Annotated in this window: 18 protein-coding genes; 12 read left to right on the top strand and 6 right to left on the bottom strand. The window is 68.3% G+C overall.

The window, feature by feature from the left end; translation table 11 throughout:
• The first annotated feature begins 364 nt into the window (after positions 1-364).
• The 3 genes from AC07VX_RS25515 to AC07VX_RS25505 all read left to right on the top strand — a co-directional run bounded on the left by AC07VX_RS25515 (position 365) and on the right by AC07VX_RS25505 (position 3,020).
• Positions 365-1,747, top strand: a complete 1,383-nt coding sequence (locus tag AC07VX_RS25515; RefSeq protein WP_493167600.1) for a leucine-rich repeat domain-containing protein — start codon at positions 365-367, stop codon at positions 1,745-1,747.
• A 504-nt stretch (positions 1,748-2,251) separates the two neighbouring features.
• Positions 2,252-2,470 carry a hypothetical protein gene (locus AC07VX_RS25510; protein ID WP_493167601.1) on the top strand — a complete coding sequence of 73 codons (219 nt, stop codon included), beginning with the start codon at positions 2,252-2,254 and terminating at the stop codon, positions 2,468-2,470.
• Positions 2,471-2,474: 4 nt separating this feature from the next.
• Complete coding sequence (locus AC07VX_RS25505; protein WP_493167602.1) at positions 2,475-3,020, top strand: 2'-5' RNA ligase family protein; 546 nt, start codon at positions 2,475-2,477, stop codon at positions 3,018-3,020.
• Here the strand turns inward: AC07VX_RS25505 and AC07VX_RS25500 are convergent.
• Genes AC07VX_RS25500 through pxpB form a run of 6 tightly spaced genes read right to left on the bottom strand, consistent with a single transcriptional unit; the run spans position 3,017 to position 7,970 of the window.
• A complete protein-coding gene (locus AC07VX_RS25500) occupies positions 3,017-4,000 on the bottom strand; it encodes a DUF72 domain-containing protein (RefSeq protein WP_493167603.1) in 984 nt (327 codons plus the stop codon). The genes AC07VX_RS25505 and AC07VX_RS25500 overlap by 4 nt on opposite strands.
• The gene (locus tag AC07VX_RS25495; protein WP_493167604.1) at positions 4,000-4,959 is read right to left on the bottom strand and encodes a DUF979 domain-containing protein; all 960 of its coding nucleotides are present in this window, start codon (positions 4,957-4,959) and stop codon (positions 4,000-4,002) included. The genes AC07VX_RS25500 and AC07VX_RS25495 overlap by 1 nt, the downstream gene beginning before the upstream one ends.
• Positions 4,956-5,669, bottom strand: coding sequence for a DUF969 domain-containing protein (locus AC07VX_RS25490; protein WP_493167605.1), 714 nt, complete (start codon positions 5,667-5,669; stop codon positions 4,956-4,958). The genes AC07VX_RS25495 and AC07VX_RS25490 overlap by 4 nt, the downstream gene beginning before the upstream one ends.
• Positions 5,670-5,677: 8 nt before the next feature.
• A complete protein-coding gene (pxpA, locus tag AC07VX_RS25485) occupies positions 5,678-6,412 on the bottom strand; it encodes a 5-oxoprolinase subunit PxpA (protein WP_493167606.1) in 735 nt (244 codons plus the stop codon).
• Positions 6,397-7,326, bottom strand: coding sequence for a 5-oxoprolinase subunit C family protein (locus tag AC07VX_RS25480; protein WP_493167607.1), 930 nt, complete (start codon positions 7,324-7,326; stop codon positions 6,397-6,399). Before AC07VX_RS25480 ends, pxpA begins: the two co-directional genes overlap by 16 nt.
• A complete protein-coding gene (gene pxpB / locus AC07VX_RS25475) occupies positions 7,323-7,970 on the bottom strand; it encodes a 5-oxoprolinase subunit PxpB (protein WP_493167608.1) in 648 nt (215 codons plus the stop codon). Before pxpB ends, AC07VX_RS25480 begins: the two co-directional genes overlap by 4 nt.
• Before the next feature lie 36 nt (positions 7,971-8,006).
• Here pxpB and tadA point away from each other — a divergent pair, with 36 nt between their 5' ends.
• The 9 genes from tadA (at position 8,007) to AC07VX_RS25430 (ending at position 20,843) form a co-directional block, all read left to right on the top strand.
• Entirely contained in the window at positions 8,007-8,549 is a 543-nt protein-coding gene (gene tadA, locus AC07VX_RS25470) for a tRNA adenosine(34) deaminase TadA (protein ID WP_493167609.1), read from the top strand.
• Complete coding sequence (locus AC07VX_RS25465; protein ID WP_493167610.1) at positions 8,549-9,508, top strand: LD-carboxypeptidase; 960 nt, start codon at positions 8,549-8,551, stop codon at positions 9,506-9,508. The genes tadA and AC07VX_RS25465 overlap by 1 nt, the downstream gene beginning before the upstream one ends.
• Before the next feature lie 160 nt (positions 9,509-9,668).
• The gene (locus tag AC07VX_RS25460; protein WP_493167669.1) at positions 9,669-11,855 is read left to right on the top strand and encodes an ABC transporter substrate-binding protein; all 2,187 of its coding nucleotides are present in this window, start codon (positions 9,669-9,671) and stop codon (positions 11,853-11,855) included.
• Positions 11,855-12,838 (top strand): ABC transporter permease, encoded by a 984-nt coding sequence (locus AC07VX_RS25455; protein ID WP_493167611.1) that lies wholly within the window; start codon positions 11,855-11,857, stop codon positions 12,836-12,838. Before AC07VX_RS25460 ends, AC07VX_RS25455 begins: the two co-directional genes overlap by 1 nt.
• Positions 12,835-14,274, top strand: coding sequence for an ABC transporter permease (locus AC07VX_RS25450; RefSeq protein ID WP_493167612.1), 1,440 nt, complete (start codon positions 12,835-12,837; stop codon positions 14,272-14,274). Before AC07VX_RS25455 ends, AC07VX_RS25450 begins: the two co-directional genes overlap by 4 nt.
• Positions 14,267-16,099: an ABC transporter ATP-binding protein gene (locus tag AC07VX_RS25445; RefSeq protein ID WP_493167613.1), complete on the top strand. Its 1,833-nt coding sequence runs from the start codon at positions 14,267-14,269 to the stop codon at positions 16,097-16,099. The genes AC07VX_RS25450 and AC07VX_RS25445 overlap by 8 nt, the downstream gene beginning before the upstream one ends.
• 248 nt (positions 16,100-16,347) lie before the next feature.
• Positions 16,348-19,026: a TonB-dependent receptor gene (locus AC07VX_RS25440; RefSeq protein ID WP_493167614.1), complete on the top strand. Its 2,679-nt coding sequence runs from the start codon at positions 16,348-16,350 to the stop codon at positions 19,024-19,026.
• A gap of 65 nt (positions 19,027-19,091) precedes the next feature.
• Complete coding sequence (locus AC07VX_RS25435; RefSeq protein WP_493167615.1) at positions 19,092-19,793, top strand: 2OG-Fe(II) oxygenase; 702 nt, start codon at positions 19,092-19,094, stop codon at positions 19,791-19,793.
• A gap of 405 nt (positions 19,794-20,198) precedes the next feature.
• A complete protein-coding gene (locus AC07VX_RS25430) occupies positions 20,199-20,843 on the top strand; it encodes an ABC transporter substrate-binding protein (RefSeq protein ID WP_493167616.1) in 645 nt (214 codons plus the stop codon).
• Positions 20,844-20,892: the final 49 nt, after the last annotated feature.

Genomic DNA, 20,892 nt, shown 5'->3' with positions numbered 1-20,892 from the left:
CCAACTTGGCAGAGCCAGAAACCCTACGAGCAATCATGGTGGTGCCGGAGCGGCTACCGCGCGAGCGGTTTAGTCCACCGCTGCAACGCCGACCTCCGATCTAGGCTGAAAGCGGACCGCAGGCGTGAACGATGTCTTGTGGATGCGCTGCACTTTGTCTGGGCGGCTCGTGTCCATGACTTGACGGGTACGCGCTTTCGAGCAAGCGGTGCGAGGCCGGCGTCGGGGGGGCTGCAGCGGCCGTTTTGAGGCGCAGGTTGACGAAGCGCAGCGGGCTCTCTGGGGGGGCGCGCGCAAGGCAAGGGCCGGCCCGCAAGGTCATTAGCATGCGGCGCTCAAGATCATTTCAGGAGGAGCTGGACTCATGACCGTCTTTCTCACCGACGAGCGACGTGCGCGCAGCCTGGCCAAAGGGCCGGGCGTGATCGAAACGCAGCTGCGTATCCTGCGTGCCCACCGCCAGGCGGCCCAGCCCCAATCCGTTCAATTCGGCTTCGCCACCAACGAGCAGCGCAAGGCCGAGCAGTTGGCGGCGGCGCTGAACCGGCTGGGCCACCATGCCGAAGCCAAGCCCGCCACCGGCCACCTCGCCTCCTGGAGCAGTCTCCGTTTGGAGCATGAAACCTGGGTCGCCTCAGCCCGTTCGGCACCGCTGACGATGGAAGAGGGGGCGTTATCCGAGTGGGTGGCGGCCATGCACGCGCTGGGCGAGACGCATGACGGCGAGTTCGGCTGGCGCTGGCCGGCCCCGGACCTGCTGGCACTCAATGACGACTACTGTCTTTCGGTTAGCCCTTTCGACGGGAGCGTGGAATTGACGATGTACCGCTGGACCGCCGCGACCGAGGCGGCCCTGGTCGAGCATGCGGTCGACTGCGTCAGTCCCAGCCATGGCTTCCCCAGCCTACGGGTGCTCACGCCTTACGCGCACCAGATCACGAAGCTGAAGAGTCCGTCGGAAGAGCTCTCGCTCGCCGATCTGCCGCTGCTGAGCGAATTGGAGGAGGTCTACCTGCCCACGGCACCGACGGTGCATGGGGACTACCGCCAGCTGCCCAAGTTGAAGACCTTCTCCTGCCTCGATGCTGAGAGCCTGTCGCCGCAACTCCTGCAGAACCCGGGCCTGAAGCGATTGAGGCTCTACCGGCCACGCAAGCTCAAGAGCCTCAACCTGCTGGCGGCGTGCGACCAACTTGAGTCCCTGCAAATGCGGGGCGCGCCTCTGACCAACCTAGCCGGCATCGAGGGCTGGCGCCAGTTGCACACCTTGAGCTTGGTGAACTGCCGCAGCTTGAGCGACATCTCCGCCCTTAGCAGTGCGGACCGCCTCGAGGTGCTGGAGGTGTTTAAAGGTCCCAAGCTCACGACGCTGCAGGGCGTCGAGGGCCTGAAGGCGCTGCACTGGATCTTCGTGCTCGGCGTGCCGGCCCCGTTCGACAGCTTTGCCGCCCTTGCGCACTGGCCGCATCTGCAAAGCGCCGAACTGCTGGTGCAGGCGACCCAGGTGGACTGGGTGGCGCTCGCCGGCCACCGCGAGGCGGCGCGGATCATGCTGTACACCCAACCCGGATTCAACCTGCCCAGCGAAGCCGAGCTGCGACGGATTTTCGCCTCACATGGACGGCAGGTTCGCAGCCTTCAGCTCTACTCCAAGGGTGAATGCCCCGCGGTGGATGTGACCTTCGAGTCGCCTTACTGGCGCCTGCCACAGCTGCCCGCAGGCCACGGCAGGACTGCCGTGAATTAACCTGCCCCCCCAGCGCCGCTCGTGGTCAACTTGGACGTTGAACGAAAGCTATGGGGCAAGCCACTCGTGATCGTCGACAGGCCGCTCAAGGTCATAGCAACAGTTCGAGGCTGTCAGCAGCAGCTGTCCACCACGAGCCAACGGGACCCTTGGCGACCCCACTGTCTGAGCGGCTGTTCACCTTCGAAGGCAGTCCTCGCTGAAAGCACGCCGACCGGTGAGCCGATGACGGCTTCGGGTTCTTGAGCGTGAGCTTGGCTTCAGTGTGCGGACGACGGCAGCCGCTGCGAAGCAGCCTCCTGGCGACCCGAAATGGGAGCGGGCTCGCCAGACTCATCGCGCAACAGTTTCAGCATTGATGCGCCATGGCATTGGCGATGGCATTGCGGTCTGTTGTGCTGCGAATGTCTTGACGGATCAACGCTTTGTGGCGCCTGTTGATCATCGACTGGGAGTGAGCCCTCGGCGGCGCGTTAAGCTGACCGGCCTGCAACGGAGTCCCTCATGCGCGCCGCCTTCAGCCTTCTCGCCCTCGTCATCGTCGCTGCCATCGTGCTGTCGCTGGCCAAGAAGCAGGCCACGGCGCTGAAGCCGGCCGAACCCGGCTCGCCCGCGGCCAGTGCGGCCCTGCCGGCTCCAAAGGCCGTGGGCCAGCAGGTGCAGAGCAGCATCGACGAAGCGGCCCGGCGGGCGGCCGAGGCCGCCGCCTCCGCCACGCAGTGAGGCCGTGCCTGGCCACAAGCTCTTCTTCGCGCTGCGGCCGGATGAAGCCACGGCCGAGCGCATCGCCCGCGTCGTCACCGCCGAGCACGAGGCCCGCGGTCTGCAGGCCCGGCTGCGGCCCAGCCGCATCTTCCACATCACACTGCACTACTTCGGCTATTCCGAGGGCGAGCCGGACGAGCGCGTCGTCGCCGCTGCCGGCCGTGCCGCGTCGGAGTTGGTCCGGCCCGCCTTCGACCTGGGCTTCGATCGCTTCGAGAGCTGGGGCGCCGAGCACGCCACCCGCCATCCCTTCGTGCTGACCGGCGGCCAGGGCCTGGAGGCGGTGCGCGAGCTGCGCAACGCGCTGGTCAAGCGTCTGGTCGCTCAGGGCATGGCCGCACCCGGGCGTGACTACGAGCCGCACCTGACGCTGCGCTATGACAAGCGCCCCGCGCCGGCCTGGGCCCTGGACCTGCCGGGCTGGATCGCCAGCGACTTCGTGCTGGTGAGGAGCCCGCAGGGCCAGACGCGGCACGAGGTCATCGGCCGCTGGCCGTTGCAGGGCTAGCCTTCGACGACGGCCTGGGCCAGCGCCCGCACGCTCAGCGGCGCCGAGCCCTCGGCCTTGTTGGAGATGGTGACGAACACGTCCTGCCCCGCGCCGGCCGTGCCGCGTATGACGCGGGCCAGTTCTGCGCGGGTTTCGGAGTCGGGGTCCAGCATCGCGTCGAACTCGCCGTATTTCTTCTCCGCGTCCTCGTACCCGTAGGCACCGTGCATGCGGTTCAGGTTCCAGCGCACCACCAGCGGCCCCGGCCACAGCGCGCGCAGCAGCGGCAGTTGCTCCTGCAGCCGTGGCAGCTTTGGGTGCAGGCCCAGGCAGTAACGCGCGCCGGCATCGCGTAGCAGGGCGACGAGGTCGGGCGTCAGCCAGGCGGTGTCGCGCACTTCCACGGCAATGACGCCGGCCGGCGGTTTCGGCAAGGCCAGCAGCAGCGCGTGCAGCAGGTCGAACTGCTCGTTCATGCGCGCCAGCCGCTGGGCGGGCAGGGGGCTGAGCTGGAAGACCAGGGCGCCGATGGTCGCGCCCAGGCCTTCGCAGGCCGGTTCGATGAAATCTTGCAGCGCCGTCGTGGAGTCGAGGAACAGCGGGTTGGGCTGCTGGCCGCGGCCGTCCTCGCTGCGCAGCAGCGCGTCGGTCACGAGGCTGGGGGCTTTCACCGTGAAGCGGAAGCCCGCTGGCACCTGCTCGGCATGGCGTTGGAACTCACTCGCCGCCAGCGGCCGGTAGAAGCCGCGGTCGATGCCCACGGCGCGCAGCAGTGGATGGGCGGCATAGGCCGGCAGGCCGGTCTTTGACAGCGTGGACTCGCTGTGCCGCCCGGCCCAGACCAGGCCCTGCCAGCCGGGGTAGCTCCAGGTCGAGGTGCCGAGGCGGACGTGTGGCGACAGCGCTGCGGCCAGGGCCTGGTCTTCTGCGGTGGGCGGCACCGGCTGCACGCCGCGCGGCCGCTTTTCCGGCGGGCCGCCGAACAGTTCGTCCTGCATCAGAACATCAAGAACTTCAGCAGCACGATGTTGACGCCCAGCAGCAGCAGCGCCGTGGGCCACTGTGCGCGGATGACGGCGTTCCTGTCCTTCAGCTCCAGCAGCGCCGCCGGGATGATGTTGAAGTTGGCCGCCATGGGCGTCATCAGCGTGCCGCAGTAGCCGCAGAACATGCCGATGGCGGCCATCACCGCCGGGTTGCCGTGGTGCAGGCCCAGCAGGATTGGGATGCCGATGCCGGCCGTCATCACCGGGAAGGCCGCGAAGGCATTGCCCATGACCATGGTGAACAGCGCCATGCCCAGGCCATAGGCCGCCACGGCCAGCCAGGCGTTGTCGACCGGCAGCGTGTGGGTCGCGACGGCGGCCACCGCCTTGCCCACGCCGGCGTCGGTGAACAGCAGGCCGAGCGTGGCCAGCATCTGCGGCAGGATGACGGCTGGGCCCATCGTCTCCAGCAGGCGGCGCGATTCGCGCAGGGCCTGCATGGGGCGCTCCTGCGTCATCCACAGCGCCGCGCCGAGGCCGACGAGGGCGCCGAGGCCGACGCAGACCAGCGTCAGGCTCTTGGGCTCGATCAGCGTCCAGCCGGCCAAGCCCACGTCCTTCAGCGTCAGGCTGCCGACGAGCGCGATCACCGAGATGGCGAGGATGGGCAGGAAGAGCCGGTTGCCGTGCCGCGCCGCGCTGGCCTGGCGCTCGGCGGGCTCGCGGGTGCCGTGCCTGCCCAGCGACACACCGCCGAGGCCGCCCAGCGCGGCGAGCATCAGCACGATGAGGCCGTTGATGACGGGCGGCAGCAGGTCGCCGGCCAGGTAGATGACGGCCCACAGCGCCCAGAACAGGCCGCTGCTCCAGCGCCTCGCGTTGCTGCGGTCGCGCCAGGTGAGGCCGGCGACGACGAGCAGCGACAGGCCGGTCAGCAGGAAGAGATGGTCGAGCTTGAGCAGCGTAGTCACCGGCCTTCCTCCTCGCTGCGGGCGCTGGCGATGAGCCGCGGCAGTTGGTGGTCCAGCCGGATCAGCCGCGCCGCGTGGATGACGAAGGCCGCCACCGCCGTCGGGATGCCCCACAGCGCGATGTGCAGCGGATCGGTGACGATGCCGTTCTCGGCCAGGAAGGTCTGCATCAGCACGATTGAGCCGAAGGCGACGAAGATGTCCTCACCGAAGAACAGGCCCACGTTGTCGGTCGCCGAGGCCATGGCCTTGAGGCGGTCGCGTACCGCCTGCGGCAGCGGGCCGTGGGTGTTCTCGGCCGCGGCCTCGGTCATCGGTGCCACCAGCGGCCGCACCATGGGCGCGTGGCCGCCCAGCAGCGTCAGGCCCATGGCTGCTGCGCTCTCGCGGATGAAAAGGTAGACCACCAGCAGCCGACCCGCCGTGGCGGAGCGGATGCCGGCGATCCACGCCTGCGCCCGCTCGCGCAGGCCGTGGCGCTCCAGCAGGCCGATGACGGGCAGCGGCAGCAGGAGTGTGAGCGGCAGGTTGCGCGTCTTCACGAAGCCGGTGCCCAGCTTGGCGAGGATGAGGTCCGGCGGCAGCTTGGCGGCGAGGCCCGTGGCGATGCCGGCAACCGTGACGACGAGCACGGGGTTGAAGCGCAGCACGAAGCCGACGATGACGACGGCGACGCCGATCAGAGGCCAGAGGGAGACGTCGGTGGGCATGAGGGCTTTCAGGCGCGCAGTCGCACGCCGGCTTGAAGGAGTGCTTCGTGCACGGCGCGGGCGAAGGCAAGGGCGTGCGGCCCGTCGCCGTGCAGGCAGATGGTCTGGGCCTGCAGGGGCACGGTCTCGCCGGTGACCGCCTGCACGACGCCCTCGCGCACCATGCGCAGCGTGCGGGCGACGGCCTCGTCGGTGTCGTGGATCAGCGCGCCGGGCTGGCTGCGCGGCACCAGGCTGCCGTCGGCGCGGTAGCCGCGGTCGGCAAACACCTCGGCCACGGCGCGCAGGCCGGCGCGCTCGGCGGAGCGCAGCAGCTCGCTGCCGGCCAGGCCGTACAGTGCCAGGCTCGGGTTCACCGCCAGCACGGCATCGGCCACGGCATCGGCCAGCACCGGGTCGCGCGCAGCCTGGTTGTAGAGCGCGCCGTGGGGCTTGACGTGGTGCAGCTCGCCGCCAGCTGCGCGCACCAACGCGTCCAGCGCGCCGACCTGGTAGATCAGGTCGGCGCGCACCTCGTGCGGCGCGAGCTGCATCTCGTTGCGGCCGAAGTTCTCGCGGTCTGGGTAGCTGGGATGCGCGCCGATGGCCACGCCCCGGGCGAGGGCCGCCACCACGGTGGCCTGCATCAGCCGCGCGTTGCCTGCGTGCCAGCCGCAGGCGATGTTGGCGGAGCTGACCAGGGCCAGCAGCTCGGCGTCGTCGGGCGCGCCTTCGCCGAGGTCGGCGTTCAGGTCGACATGCATAGGGCAGTCCTCAGTTGATCGAGCGCGGCCTCGCGCTGGCGCAGCGCGGCGATGGCCTCGTCCCGGCTGCAGGGCGTGAAGCGCAGCGTGCCGCCCAGGCGCAGCTGGGCCAGCTTCCACAGGTCGGCGCGGATGACGACGCCGATCTTGGGGTAGCCGCCGGTCGTCTGCGCATCGGCCAGCAGCACGATGGGCTGGCCCGACGGCGGCACCTGGACGACACCCGGCAGCACGCCGTGCGAGGCCAGCTCGCCGCCGCGCACGCGCTTCAGCGCCGGGCCGGAGAAGCGGTAGCCCATGCGGTTGCTCTGCGGCGTGAGCCGCCAGGAGGTCGACCAGAAGGCTTCGCGTGCGGCCACGGAGAAGTCCCCATGCTCCGGGCCGGCCAGCACGCGCACGCTCGCCTCCCAGTCGGGCGGACGAATGCCCAGGCGCCGGGCGGGCGGGGTGGCGGTGCCAAGCGGCAGGCAGTCGCCATCGCGCAGCGCGCGGCCGTCCAGCCCGCCGAAGTGGGCCTTGAGGTCGGTGCTGCGCGAGCCCAGGGCCGGTGGGGTGGCGATGCCGCCGGAGACCGCCAGATAGCTGCGCATGCGCTCGCGTGGCGCGGCGATCCTGAGCGTCTGGCCGGCCTGCACGCGCTGGCGCCAGTACGGGCGCAGCGGCTGGCCGTCGAGCGTGGCGTCGGCATCGGTGCCGGTGAGGGCGATGCAGCAGCCCGCCTCGAAACGCAGCGAGGCCGGGCCGAGCGTGAACTCCAGCCCTGCGGCATCCAGGTCGTTGCCGACGAGCAGATTGCCATGCACGAGGGCCAGGTCGTCCAGCGCACCGCAACGGCTGATGCCGCGGTCGCGCCAGGCCGTACGGCCCTGGTCCTGCACGGTGGTCAGCGGGCCAGCGCGCAGCAGCTCGATCACGAGCCCTCCGCGACGAAGCGCACGCGGTCGCCGGGCGCCAGCAGCGTGGGCGGCTCGGCCTGCGGGTCGAACAGGGGCAGGGCGGTGTGGCCGATGAGTTGCCAGCCGCCCGGCGTGGCCAGCGGGTAGATGCCGGTCTGCGCGCCGCCGATGCCCACGCTGCCTGCCGGCACGGCGGTGCGCGGCTCGGCGCGGCGCGGTGTGTGCAGCGTCTCGTCCAGACCGCCGAGGTAGGCGAAGCCGGGCTGGAAGCCGATGAAGTAGACGACGTACTCGGCCGCCGAGTGGCGGCGCACGACCTCCTCGGGCGACAGGCGGCAGTGGGCGGCGACGTCGGCGAGGTCGGGGCCGTCCGTGCCGCCGTAACGCACCGGGATCTCGACGAGCTTGCCCGGCGGCTGGCGACCGGCGGGCCTGGCCACGAGGGCATGAACGGTCGCTTCCAGCGCCTCGGCCTCGGTCTGCAGCGGGTCGAAGGCGATCGTCAGGTTGTTCATGCCCGGCGTCAGGCCGAGCACGCCTGGCAACGCGCCCAGCGCGGCGGCGAGCTGCCAGATGCGCTGCTGCTGCTCCAGCGACACAGGTGCGGGCAGCACGCAGCACAGGGCCGCTTCGCCAAGGGGATGGATGGACAGCGTGGGCATTGCCGAAAGCATGCCATGGGTAAACTGCCGGCCCTGATGACCGAGGTTTTCTTCTCACCTGCCGACGAGTACGCGATGCGGCTCGCGCTGGACCAGGCCCACAACGCCTGGCTGGTTGGCGAAGTGCCGGTGGGCGCCGTCATCACCCGCGGCGGGCAGGTGATCGCCACCGGCTACAACCGCCCGATCACCACCCACGATCCGACGGCCCATGCCGAGATCGTCGCACTGCGCCATGCAGCCACGCTGCTGGAGAACTACCGGCTGCCGGAGTGCGAGCTGTTCGTGACGCTGGAGCCGTGCGCGATGTGCGCGATGGCGCTGATGCATGCCCGCTTCAAGCGCGTCGTGTTCGCGGCGACCGACCCCAAGACCGGCGTGGCCGGCTCGGTCATCGACCTGTTCGGCCAGCCGCTGCTCAACCATCACACGCGCATCGAGGGCGGGCTGATGTCTGAGGCCTCGGCCCAGCTGCTGCGCGACTTCTTCGCCGAGCGCCGCGAGGCCGCACGGGCGCGGCGCGCGGAGCGCCAGGGGCTGATCCCGACTGGCGAGGCCACTCACCTGGACGAATCCTGATGACCTCTCTCACGTTGTTCACGCCGTCCGGCGTGCTAGCCAAGGCCGAGAACCTGAAGCGCGCGGCCAGGCGGCTGGCGCAGCTGGGCTTCGAGGTCGGCATCGACGCCGACGCGCTCGCCAAGCACCAGCGCTTTGCCGGCGACGACTCGACGCGACTGGCGGCCCTGCACCGCATCGCCGACGCGGCGCCCTCCGTGGCCCTGGCCACGCGCGGCGGCTATGGCCTCACGCGCCTGATGGACCAGATCGACTGGGGCCGCATCGCCCACAGCGTCGAGCATGGCACGCGCTGGGTGGGCTACAGCGACCTGACGGCGCTGCAGAACGGCCTGATCGCGCACAAGAAGGGCCTGGCCATGTGGGCCGGCCCTCTGGCGTGCGACGACTTCGGACGCAGCGAGGCCGACGGCGGCGTGGACGAGGTCACGCGCGACTGCTTCCTGGAAGCCATGAGCGGCGCGCTGGAGGCTGTGGGCTTTCGCGCACCCGGGGCGGATTTTGACGGCCTGGAGGCGCGCGGGCGCCTGTGGGGCGGCAACCTGACGGTGCTGTGTTCGCTGCTGGGCACGCCGCACTGGCCCAAGGTCAAGGGCGGCATCCTGTTCCTGGAAGACGTCAACGAGCATCCCTACCGCGTCGAGCGCATGCTGCTGCAGCTGCATCAGGCCGGCGTCATCGATGCGCAGGCGGCCGTGCTGCTGGGCGACTTCAGCGGGGCGGCCAGGTCGCCGCTGGACCGGGGCTACGGCCTCAAGGACGCGGTGGCTGCGCTGCGCGCGCGGACGAAGACGCCGGTGCTGACCGGCCTGCCCTTCGGCCATGTGCGCACCAAGGTCTGCCTGCCGGTGGGCGCGAAAGTGGAGCTTTACGTGCAGGGCCGCGAGGCCATCCTGGGCTGGCAGTCGGATGCGCGGCTTGCCCACGACCATCAGGGGCACGAGCACCACCATCACTGAAGTCACCCCGGGTTTTCCACGCCGTCCTCTCCCGGGGGAGGCTTGTTGTATAGACGAGTCGCGCGACTATGATTCCTGCCATCGCCCCGGCCTGACGCCGGGGCGCTTTTCGTTGGGGAGCTTGGGCGTGACGGCAGTCTGGCGTGGGGTGGCGAAGGGGATGGGCGCGCTGGCGCTCGTGCTGGTCGCCGGCTGCAATAACAGCCCCCACCCGCTCGGGGCCGAGCGTGAGAACACGCTCTACATGGCCTTTGCCGAGCGTTCGCCGCGTTACCTGGACCCGACCTCCTCCTACACGGCGCCCGAGAGCACCTACACCTACGAGATCACCGAGCCGCCCTACGGCTATCACCCGCTCAAGCGCCCCTACACGCTGATTCCGCGGGCGGCCTCGGCACTGGCCAGGCCCTATTTCCTGGACGCCCAGGGCCGGCGCCTGCCGGACGACGCGCCCGACGAGCAGATCGCCCAGGCCGTCTACGACGTCGAGATCCGCCCGGGCCTGAAGTGGGCGCCGCACCCGGCTTTCGCCAAGGACGCCCAGGGCCACTACCGCTACCACCACCTCAAGCCCGGCGAGCTGGGCGACAGGCGCAGCCCCTTCGAGTTCGAGCACCTGGACACGCGCGAGGTCGTGGCCGAGGACTTCGTATACGCGCTCAAGCGCCATGCCAGCCCGCGCGTGGAAGCGCCGGTGGCGGCAGTGTTCTCGGAGCACGTGCTGGGTCTGAGCGACTACATGAGCCTGCTCAAGCGCGAGAGCGCGAAGCAGCTGGCCGGTCTGCCCGAGAACCTGGCCGACAAGCCCTTCCTGGACCTGCGCCGCTGGCCGCTGGCCGGTGCCGAGGCCGTGAACGACCACCTGCTGCGCATCCGCCTGAAGGGCCGCTACCCGCAATGGCAGTACTGGCTGGCTACGGCCTTCACGTCGGCCATCCCGTGGGAGGTAGATGCCTTCTACGCCCAGCCCGGCATGGCGGCCAACTCGCTGACCTGGAATCAGTGGCCGGTGGGCAGTGGCCCCTTCATGATGACCGAGTACGTGCAGGACCGCCGGCACGTGATGAGCCGCAACCCGAACTACCGGGTCGACACCTTCCCCTGCGACGGCAACCCCGGCGACGCCGAGGCCGGCCGGCTGGCGGACTGCGGCAAGCGCCTGCCTTTCGTCGACAAGGTCGTCGCGATCAACGTCAAGGAGAAGGTGCCGATCAAGGAGCTGTTCAAGCAGGGCTATCTCGATCTGCCGGAGATGGATCGCGCCGACTGGGGCGTCAACCTGGCCGTGGACCGCGACGATTCCGATGAGGTGCGCGCCTTCTTCGAGCAGCGCGGCTTCCAGTTGCCGATGGACATCGACATCACCAACTGGTACCTCGGCTTCAACTGGCTGGACCCGGTGGTCGGCCAGGGCGACACGCCCGAGCAGCGCAGGCGCAACCGCGCGCTGCGGCAGGCCATTTCCATCGCCATCGACTGGGAGGAGGGCTATGGCCGCATCTTCCGCGACAAGGGCGGCGACGCGGCCCACGGGCCCATCCCGCCCGGCGTGTTCGGTTCGAAGGAAGGCCAGCCGGGCGAGTACAACCCGGTCACGCACCGCCTCGTCAACGGCCTGCCGGTGCGTCGTCCGCTGGAGGACGCGTTTAGGCTGATGGAGGAAGCCGGCTATCCCGGCGGCCGCGATGCGAAGACTGGCAAGCCGCTGGTGCTGAACTACGACTTCCAGCGTGTCGTCACCCCCGAGCTCAAGGCCGAGAACGACTGGCTGGTGCGCCAGTTCGCCAAGCTGGGCATCCAGCTCGACATCCGTGCGACCGACTTCAACCAGTTCCAGGAAAAAGTCCTCAAGGGCAGGCACCAGATCTTCTGGTGGGGCTGGTTCGCGGACTACCCGGATGCCGAGAACTTCCTGTTCCTGCTCTACGGCCCCAACAGCAAGAGCCTGCACGAGGGCGAGAACGTGGCCAACTACGTCAACCCCGAGTTCGATCGCCTCTACCGCAGGCTGCAGTCGCTGGAGGACGGCCCGCAGAAGGCCGAGGTGATGGCGCGGATGAACGACATCGTGCGCCAGGACTCGCCCTGGGCCTGGGGCTACTGGAGCTATTCCGGCGTGGCCTTCCAGCGCTGGGTGCACAACGGCAGGCCCGGTGTCGTCGTGCGCGACCGCGCCCGCTACCTGCGCGTGGACGTGGAGGAGCGCGCGCGCAGCATCGCGGCCTGGAACCGGCCGGTCTGGTGGCCGCTGCTGGCGCTGGCGGCCGGCGCGCTGGCCATCGGCATCTCGACGCGGCGTGCCTGGCGCGCCCGCGAGACGGCCACGGCTCGGGTGGGGGTGCGCTGATGCTGGGCTTCGTGCTGCGCCGCCTGGGCTATGGCCTGGCCATCCTCGTGGGCGTCAATCTCTTCACCTTCTTGCTTTTCTTCTCGGTCAACACGCCCGACGACATGGCGCGGCTGAACATCGGCGGCAAGCGCGTCACGCAGGAGCAGATCGAGAAGTGGAAGACGGAGCGCGGCTACGACAAGCCGCTGTACTACGACGCGACCCGCAGCGGCACGGAGCGCGTCACGCACACCATCCTGTGGGAGCGCTCGGTCAGCCTGTTCGCGCTGGACTTCGGCAAGAGCGACGCGCGCCAGGCCGTCAACATCGGCCACGAGATCAAGGTGCGCATGGGCGTCAGCCTGCAGCTGGCGCTGCCCCTCTTCTTGCTGCAGGTCATCGTCAGCGTGGCCTTCGCGCTGCTGCTGGTGTTCTTCCGGCACAGCCGCATCGACTTCTGGGGCGTCGTGCTGTGCGTGCTGATGCTTTCCATCAGCAGCCTGTTCTACATCATCGTCGGCCAGTTCCTGTTCGCCCGCGTGCTGAAGCTCGTGCCGATGAACGGCTTCGCACCGGGGCTGGACGCGGTCAAGTTCCTGGCCCTGCCGATCCTGCTGTCGCTGCTGAGTCGGCTGGGCGGAGAGGCGCGCCTGTACCGCGCGATGTTCCTGGAGGAGATGGGCAAGGACTATGTCCGCACCGCGCGCGCCAAGGGTCTCGGCGAGGGCCGGGTGCTGGGCCGCCATGTGCTGCGCAATGCGCTGATCCCCATCATCACGAGTGCCGGCAGCTATCTGCCCTATGTCTTCCTCGGCAGCCTGGTGTTCGAGAGTTTCTTCGGCATCCCGGGCCTGGGCGCCTTCGTCATCGAGGCCATCACGGGGCAGGACTTCGCCATCGTGCGCACCATGGTCTTCCTCGGCGCGCTGCTCTACATCGTCAGCAATGCGTTGATCGACATCGCCTATACCTGGGTCGATCCGCGGGTGAGGTTGCAATGAAGGCCGTGCTGCTCTGGACCGATCTCGCACTGTGGCTGATGACGGCCGCGCTTGTTGCCTATGCCTGGCGTGTAAAGGCGCAGGTCCATCTGCGCGCCACCTGGCGGCGTGTGCTCCGCGACCCGGTCGCCGCCTGCGCCGGCGTCGTCATGGCGCTGTTCATGCTCGTGACGCTGGTGGACAGCATCCATCTGCGACGCGCATTGCCGGCGGCAGACGGCGGCCAGGTTTACGACACGCGCACGCTGTCCGTGCTGGACCTGCTGCTGGCGCGCCAGACGGCCATGCGCGAAGTCAGCTATTCGTTGCCGCTGGGTACGCAGGGCTTCAACAAGGAAAGCATCGTCGACGCGCAGGGGAACGTGCGCCGCGACTACCCGCGGCTGCAGTTTGGCGGCGCCCACCTGAGCGACCCGCCCACGCAGTGGGCCGCAGATGTCGTGACGCGTGCCGGTGCCGGCCTGGCTGGCGGCCTGGTCGTCGTCATGGCCACGGTTGCGCTGGCGGGGGCAGGTCTGGCGCGCGGCCATGGAGGCTGGCGCCACGCGCTGGCGGACCTGGCGGCGGATCGCACGTACTACCCCCTGCGCGCCGTCCTGTTGATACTGGCCGCCGTGCTGCTGCTTGCCGGCCCCGTCATCGCGCTGATGCCCCACTACCATGTCTTTGGCACCGACCGCACCGGCAACGACGTGCTGGTGCAGGCGTTGAAGAGCGTGCGCACGGCCTTCGTCATTGGCGCGCTGTCGACCCTGGCGACGCTGCCGCTGGCCCTGGCGCTGGGCGTGCTGGCGGGTTACTACAAGGGCTGGGTGGACGAGGTCATCCAGTACGCCTACACGACGCTCAGCTCCGTGCCCAACGTGCTGCTGATCGCCGCCTGCGTGCTGATGGTGCAGGTCTACTTCGACAAGAACCCTGAACTCTTCGAGACGGCCGCGGAGCGTTCGGACCTGAAGATGCTGATGCTCTGCCTCATCCTCGGCCTGACCGGCTGGGCTGGCCTGTGCCGCCTGGTGCGCGCGGAGACGCTGAAGCTGAGGGAGCTGGACTACGTGCAGGCCGCCACGGCCTTCGGTATCGGCGATCTGCGCATCATGGCCCGCCACATCGTGCCCAATGTGATGCACCTGGTGCTGATCACGGTCGTGCTGAGTTTCTCCGAGCTCATCCTGTACGAGGCAGTGCTGACCTATGTCGGCGTCGGCGTCGATCCGGTCATGAACAGCTTCGGCAGCATGATCAACCTGGCCCGTGCCGAGATGTCGCGCGACCCGGTCGTCTGGTGGAGCTTCGCGGCGGCCTTCGGCTTCATGGTGAGCCTGGTTCTGGCGGCCAATCTCTTCGCCGACGGCGTGCGCGATGCTTTCGATCCCAAGTCGCGCTCGGCCCGGCCGCGCGTCTTCCAGCGCAGGAAGGCCGCGGACCATGCTTGAGATCGATGGCCTGCAGGTCGAACTGGACGCCGATGCCGGCATCGTGAGGGCCATCGCCGGCATGCGGCTGAGCCTGTCGCGCGGCGAGACATTCGCGCTGGTCGGCGAGAGTGGCTGCGGCAAGAGCGTGACGGCGCTGGCGCTGATGCGCCTGCTGCCCGAGAACGGCCGCTTCGCCAGCGGTACCGTGCGCCTGGACGGGCAGGACCTGCTGGCGCTGCCCGAGGGGCGCATGCGCGAGGTGCGCGGTGCCCGCATCTCGATGATCTTTCAGGAGCCGTCGACCAGCCTGAACCCGGTCATGCGCGTCGGCGACCAGATCGTGGAGGCCATCGAGGCACACACGGCGTTGCGCGGCGGGGTGGCCAGGGCCAAGGCCATCGACTGGCTGGCGCGCGTCGGCATCCCCGAGCCCGAGCGTCGCATCGACGACTACCCCTTCCGGCTTTCCGGTGGCCAGAAGCAGCGCGTGATGATCGCCATCGCGCTGGCCGCCGAGCCCGACTTCCTGATCGCCGACGAGCCGACCACGGCCCTGGACGTGACCATCCAGGCGCAGATCCTCGACCTCATCCGTGACCTGCAGCGCGAGCGCCAGCTCGGCGTGCTGCTGATCACGCACGACCTGGCCGTCGTCAGCGGCATGGCCCACCGCGTGGCGCTGATGTACGCCGGCCAAATCATCGAGGTGGCGCCGGCGGCGACGTTTTTCGCCCAGCCCAAACATCCCTACGCCCGCCTGCTGCTGCAGGCCCTGCCGGACGCTGCCCGTCGCGACAAGCCGCTGGCGGCAATTGCCGGCACGGTGCCGCCGCTGTGGCTGGAGTTCGCTGGCTGCCGCTTCTGGCCACGCTGCGACAAGGCCATGGGCCACTGTGCCGGCACACCGCCGCAGCTGACACAGGAGGGGCCGCAGCACCAGGTGCGCTGCCTGCTCTACAGCCAGCCCGGCGAAGCGCTGCCGCGCCAGCCCGCCGTGGTCAGGACGCTTCCTCCCGTGCCGCCAGGGCAGGGCGCGCCGCTGCTGGATGTGCATGACCTGCGCGTGCGCTTCATGCTGAAGGCGCCCCTGCTGCACCGCGGCCCTCGTCACTTCGACGCCGTGGACGGCATCAGCTTCCAGCTGCAGGCCGGCCGCACGCTGGCCCTGGTGGGGGAATCGGGCTGTGGCAAGACGACCTCGGGCAAGGCCATCGTGCAGCTGCTGCGCCGCCAGGCCCGCATCACCGGCGAGGCGCTTTTCGACGGCCAGGACCTGTTCAAGCTGGATGGCGCGGCCCTGCAGCGGGCGCGCCGCCACGTGCAGATCATCTTTCAGGACCCCTTCGCGTCGCTGAATCCGCGCATGCGCGTGGCCGAGGTGCTGGAGGAGGGGTTGATCGCGCTGCGCCCCGAACTGGATGCGGGCCAGCGCCTGGCGCGCCTGCATGCCCTCGTCGACCAGGTCGGCCTGCGTCGCGACGCCCTGCAGCGCTGGCCGCATGAGTTCTCGGGCGGCCAGCGCCAGCGCATCGCCATCGCCCGCGCGCTGGCCGTCGAGCCCCGCCTCATCGTCTGCGACGAGCCCACCTCGGCCCTGGACGTCTCGGTGCAGGCCCAGATCCTCAACCTGCTGCGCGAGCTGCAGCGCGAGCAGGGGCTGGCTTATCTCTTCATCACGCACAACATCGGCGTGGTCGAATACATCGCCGACGAGATCGCCGTCATGCAGACGGGGCGGATCGTGGAGCGAGGTGGCTGTGACGAAGTCCTCGGACAGCCGCGAGAAGGCTTCACGAAAACGCTGCTCGCGGCGGTGCCGCGATTGCATGTTCCTGCGCCGTAATCTCGTCGCGCGCCGACAACGGCTAGGGGTTTCACACTAGGGGGCGCCCTGGCGGGAAACCTAATCGAATCAACGGCTTAGACGGGCCTTTCGTTGGCCTAGGGGCTTTCCTTGGGCTGCTGCATTGTTGCGGCCGCACAAACTCCCGCCACCCCAAATCTGAGCCGAACGCTCAGCCCAAGGACGGCCTCACCCAGGCCACCGCCGCCGGGCATCACGGCGGCCCCACCCTTCATTCAGGAGTCTCAATGTTCAAAAAAACCATCATCACGAGCGCCGTCCTGGCCCTGGCCGCGACTGGCGCGCTGGCCCAGGATGCGCAAAAGCTTGAACGCATCGAGATCACCGGCTCCAGCATCAAGCGCATCGATGCCGAGACGGCCGTGCCGCTGACCATCGTGACCCGCGAGGCCATCGACAAGTCCGGCGCCTCCAACGTCCAGGAACTCGTGGACCGCCTGAGCTCGAACAACGGTGGCGGCCGCTCGCTCGGCCAGTCGATCGGCGACTCCAATGCGACCGGCCAGAGCGGTGCCTCGCTGCGCGGCCTGGGCCGTGAGCGCACCCTGGTGCTGCTGAACGGCCGCCGCCTGGCCATCTACCCGTTCGCCGGCGCCGGCGTCGACCTGAACGCCATCCCGATGGCCGCCATCGAGCGCATCGAAATCCTGCGCGACGGCGCATCGTCCACCTACGGCTCCGACGCCATCGGCGGCGTCATCAACTTCATCACCCGCAAGGACTTCCGCGGCGGCGAAGTGACGGCGGGCTACGAGACGCCCAAGCAATCCGGCGGCACGGTTGTCTCCGCACAGGGCGGCATCGGCTTCGGCGATCTGGCCAAGGACAAGTTCAATATCCTGGGCACGTTCAGCTTCCAGGAGTACGACGTCATCCGCGCGGCTGAACGCGACTTTGCCAAGACCGGCAATCGCCCGGACCTGGGCGTCGTGAAGTCCTCCGGCAACACCTTCCCGGCCAACGCCTACAACGCCCAGACCGGCGCCTACATTCCGGGCGTCGCCGGCTTCCCGAACTGCAACCCGCCCGACAGCTTCAAGGGCTCGTCGAACTGCCGCTACGACTACACCAGCAAGATCGACATCGTGCCGGCGTCCACGCGCATCGGCGGCCTGCTGCGTGGCACGGCCGAGCTGAGCAGCGACCACCTGCTGTTCGCCGAGCTGTCCTACTCGCGCAACGAGATCATCCTGGGCTCGTCGCAGACGCCGTCCAGCACCTCGGGACGCGACGACTACTACTACCCTGCCGGCGGCAAGTACTACCCCACCGCTGCCGTGGACGCATCGTCCAGCAAGGGCTACCGCGGCGACCTCGTCATTGCCTGGCGTATCGTCGATGGCGGCCAGCGCCTGACCAAGGTCACCAACGACATGACCCGCGCCCTGGTTGGCGCCGAGGGCAACTTCGCCGGCTGGGACTACAAGGCAGGCCTGATGCGCGCCTCGTCCAAGGCCAGCGAAGACTTCCTGACCGGCAACTTCTCGGACACGCAGCTGGTCCGCGTGCTCAAGACCGGCTTGGTGAATCCTTTCGGCGCCAATGACGCCACCGGTCTGGCCCTGTTGAAGGAGGCCGAGCTGCACGGCAACAACCGCGCGTCCAAGACGACGCTGGACGCCTTCGACTTCTCGGTGTCGCGCGAACTGTTCCCGATGGCCGGCGGCAACGCCGCGTTGGCGGCCGGTCTGGACCTGCGCAAGGAAAACTACCTCGACGGCTACTCCGACATCGCCGGTTCCGGCGACATCGTCGGCGGCTCCGGCACGGCCGGCAAGGTCGATGGCGCGCGCAAGACCATGGGTCTGTATGCTGAGCTGAACCTGCCCGTCATCAAGAGCCTGGAACTGAACGCCGCCGTGCGTGCCGACCGCTACACCGGCGCGTCGGGCTCGTCGCGCGACGGCGCTTTCAGCTCGCCCAACCTGTCCTCCACCAGCCCCAAGGTCGGCCTGCGCTGGACCCCGATGAAGGAAGTGCTGGTGCGCGGCTCCTACGGCAAGGGCTTCCGCGCGCCGGCGTTGGACAACCTGTACGCGCCGTCTTCGCTGACCAACACGGGCGGCAACTTCAACGACCCGTACTACAACACCGCGGTCGGTTGCGCCAACAAGCCCAACACCAACTACTGCGACACGCAGCTGACGGTGCAGAACAACAGCAACCGCAACCTGAAGCCTGAGAAGTCCAAGACGGCTACCGTCGGCGTCGTGTTCGAGCCGATGAAGGACCTGTCGATGGAAGTCGGCTACTTCAGCATCAAGATCACCGACGGCATCAAGTCGCTGTCCGGCGACGACATCCTGAAGGACTGGTACAAGAACCAGACCGGCCCGACGACCAGCTCCTCCGTCTTCGCCAACCGCCTGGTCAAGAATGCCCAGGGCTACCTCGACTACGTCAAGGCTTCCCTGGAGAACGTCGGCCAGGCTACCGCAGAGGGCTTCGACCTGTCGGCCAAGTACCGCGTGCGCACCGCATTCGGCACTCTCACGCCGGCCTGGGAGGCGACCATCGTCACCAAGAGCAGCGAAACCAACATCGTCACCGGTGAAGTCGTGGACAACCTCGGCAAGTACTACCTCGGCGGCCCCATCGTGCGCGTGAAGCAGAACTTCAGCCTCGACTGGGACGGCAACGCCTGGGCCGGTGGTGTGCGCTACTTCCGTCAGAGTGGCTACCGCGACTACGACGAAGTGCGTCACGTCTCCAAGTACGACCTCTGGAGCCTGCAGGGCCAGTACAAGGGCGTGAAGAACCTGGTCCTGACGGCCGGCGTTCTGAACCTGCTCGACAAGAAGCCGCCGGTGACGGTCCAGGAAGACTACTTCCAGGTCGGTTTCGACCCGACCTACGCCGACGTCAAGGGCCGCAGCTTCTACGTTCGCGCCAACTACAAGTTCTGATCCTCATCGGTCGAACGCAATCCAGCAGGCCTTCGGGCCTGCTTTCTTTTCTGATCCGCCCGCACATGGACTACCTCAATCCAGCACTTGACCTGAACCAGCTCCATGCCGAGTTCAGCAAGGGGCGCCGCCTGCTGATCCGCGACTTCTTCAAGCCCGATGTGGCGGAGGCGCTGGCGCGCGCCGTCGAAGCCATCGACTGGAGCCTGTGCTACCGGGACAGCCAGGGCGACCGCCGGCTGACGGGCGAGCAGCTTCGCAGCCTGGACGCCAGCCAGCGGGCCTACCTGGTCGACAACATCGTCGAGGTGGCGCGCCGTCAGTTCCAGTTTTCCTTCTACACCGACTCCCTTGCCGATGCCCTGCAGCGCGGAGACACCGGTCTGCTCGCCCGTTTTATCCGCTACATGGCAGACGAGGCCTTTTTGTCCGTCATGAGACGCATCACCGGCATTCAAGAGGTCAACCGTGTGTACGCCCAGGCCACGATGTACGCGCCCGGCAGTTTTCTGCTGGCGCACGACGACCATGTGGAAGTGGAAGAGCGGCGGCTGGCCTATGTCATCAATCTGACTCGCCAGTGGCGTCCCGACTGGGGTGGCATGCTGCACTTCAGCGAGCGGGATGGCGGCGTCAGTGACAGCTTCTTCCCGCATTTCAATTCAATGTCGGTGTTTGCCGTGCCGCAAACGCATTTCGTATCGTACGTTCCGCCTTTCGCCCAAGGGCAGCGCAACGCCATCACGGGCTGGCTGATCGCCGCCTGAGCCGCCCTGGTTTCGCGTCATTTATTGTTTCGAGATGCATGTAATCAGGCTGTTCTTCTTGCCCGGGTTAGCCCCAGGAAAATGCTCCAAACCCCGGGGCTAAGATGCTGGCGTGGCCAGGTTTGGTCAGAGGTGCGGTTTATCTGCGCCTGGTTCGTGGCGATGAAACGCGTGCCCGACGGCTCAGGCCACCGGGCGTTTTTTTTGGCTCGGTCAGGTGTAAAGAAGCCTTGCATGCTGGCTTGACTGCGTGTTTTCGACGAGGCGGAAACGTTCTCTTCGCGATCTAGAATGCACGCCCTTCGGGAACCAGTTGACGGCAGGAGCGCAACTTCCGCCGTGCGGTGGCCACGTTCCTCAGAAGAAGTCATTGACTGTGATTTGTAGTTGCAAGAAGGAGCGCGCATGAATTTTGCGCAGGAGAAGCAGGGCGCGTCCCGGTTCACGGGCTTCGGTATCGTGGTCCTGATCCACGTCGTGGCCATCTACGCGCTGGCCAGCGGCTTGGCCAAGGATCTGGTCAAGAAGGTCACCGGTCCGATCGACGTCAAGGTCATCGAGGAGAAGGTCAAGCCGCCGCCGCCGCCCGAGAAGGTGGTGCCGCCGCCCCCGGACCTCAAGGCCCCGCCGCCGCCCTTCGTGCCGCCGCCTGAATTCCAGGTGACCGCCCCGGCACCGCCGGCACCGGCCATCCAGTCCACCCAGGTTGCACCGCCCGCCGTCGCGGAAATCCGCCCGGCACCGGCACCGGCGCCCGCAGCGCCCGCCCCGGCGCCGCGCCCCGCCAAGATCACCGCCGGCATGGTCTGTACCAAGATGGGCAAGCCCGAGATGCCGTCGGTCAACTGGAGTGGCGAAGCCCTCTACAAGGCCGTCGCCACCGTCAAGGCTGGTCGCGTCACCGCCGTCGAAATCACCTCGCTGCGTGGCGGCGTGGACCGCAAGGCGCAGCGCGCGCTGGTCCAGGCCATCGAAGCGACCCTGCGTGACACCTATGAATGCCCGGGCGATCACGTGTTCGAGCAGGAGTTCCAGTTCAAGATCGAATAAGAGACCTGCTTCGAACCCGGCGCCAGACCGGCGCATTCAGAACCGCATA

The sequence above is a fragment of the Roseateles sp. GW821-FHT03B02 genome, assembly GCF_059421025.1.
Note: the sequence above shows the minus strand (reverse complement) of the source record. Positions and strands in the feature narration are given on the sequence as shown.

Coding starts and splice junctions, on each gene's coding strand:
- AC07VX_RS25440 (WP_493167614.1), top strand. CDS start 16,348: ATGTTCAAAAAAACCATCATCACGAGCGCCGTCCTGGCCCTGGCCGCG.
- AC07VX_RS25515 (WP_493167600.1), top strand. CDS start 365: ATGACCGTCTTTCTCACCGACGAGCGACGTGCGCGCAGCCTGGCCAAA.
- AC07VX_RS25490 (WP_493167605.1), bottom strand. CDS start 5,669: ATGCCCACCGACGTCTCCCTCTGGCCTCTGATCGGCGTCGCCGTCGTC.
- pxpB (WP_493167608.1), bottom strand. CDS start 7,970: ATGCCCACGCTGTCCATCCATCCCCTTGGCGAAGCGGCCCTGTGCTGC.
- AC07VX_RS25465 (WP_493167610.1), top strand. CDS start 8,549: ATGACCTCTCTCACGTTGTTCACGCCGTCCGGCGTGCTAGCCAAGGCC.
- AC07VX_RS25455 (WP_493167611.1), top strand. CDS start 11,855: ATGCTGGGCTTCGTGCTGCGCCGCCTGGGCTATGGCCTGGCCATCCTC.
- AC07VX_RS25510 (WP_493167601.1), top strand. CDS start 2,252: ATGCGCGCCGCCTTCAGCCTTCTCGCCCTCGTCATCGTCGCTGCCATC.
- AC07VX_RS25430 (WP_493167616.1), top strand. CDS start 20,199: ATGAATTTTGCGCAGGAGAAGCAGGGCGCGTCCCGGTTCACGGGCTTC.
- AC07VX_RS25450 (WP_493167612.1), top strand. CDS start 12,835: ATGAAGGCCGTGCTGCTCTGGACCGATCTCGCACTGTGGCTGATGACG.
- AC07VX_RS25445 (WP_493167613.1), top strand. CDS start 14,267: ATGCTTGAGATCGATGGCCTGCAGGTCGAACTGGACGCCGATGCCGGC.
- AC07VX_RS25500 (WP_493167603.1), bottom strand. CDS start 4,000: ATGCAGGACGAACTGTTCGGCGGCCCGCCGGAAAAGCGGCCGCGCGGC.
- pxpA (WP_493167606.1), bottom strand. CDS start 6,412: ATGCATGTCGACCTGAACGCCGACCTCGGCGAAGGCGCGCCCGACGAC.
- AC07VX_RS25460 (WP_493167669.1), top strand. CDS start 9,669: ATGGGCGCGCTGGCGCTCGTGCTGGTCGCCGGCTGCAATAACAGCCCC.
- AC07VX_RS25435 (WP_493167615.1), top strand. CDS start 19,092: ATGGACTACCTCAATCCAGCACTTGACCTGAACCAGCTCCATGCCGAG.
- tadA (WP_493167609.1), top strand. CDS start 8,007: ATGACCGAGGTTTTCTTCTCACCTGCCGACGAGTACGCGATGCGGCTC.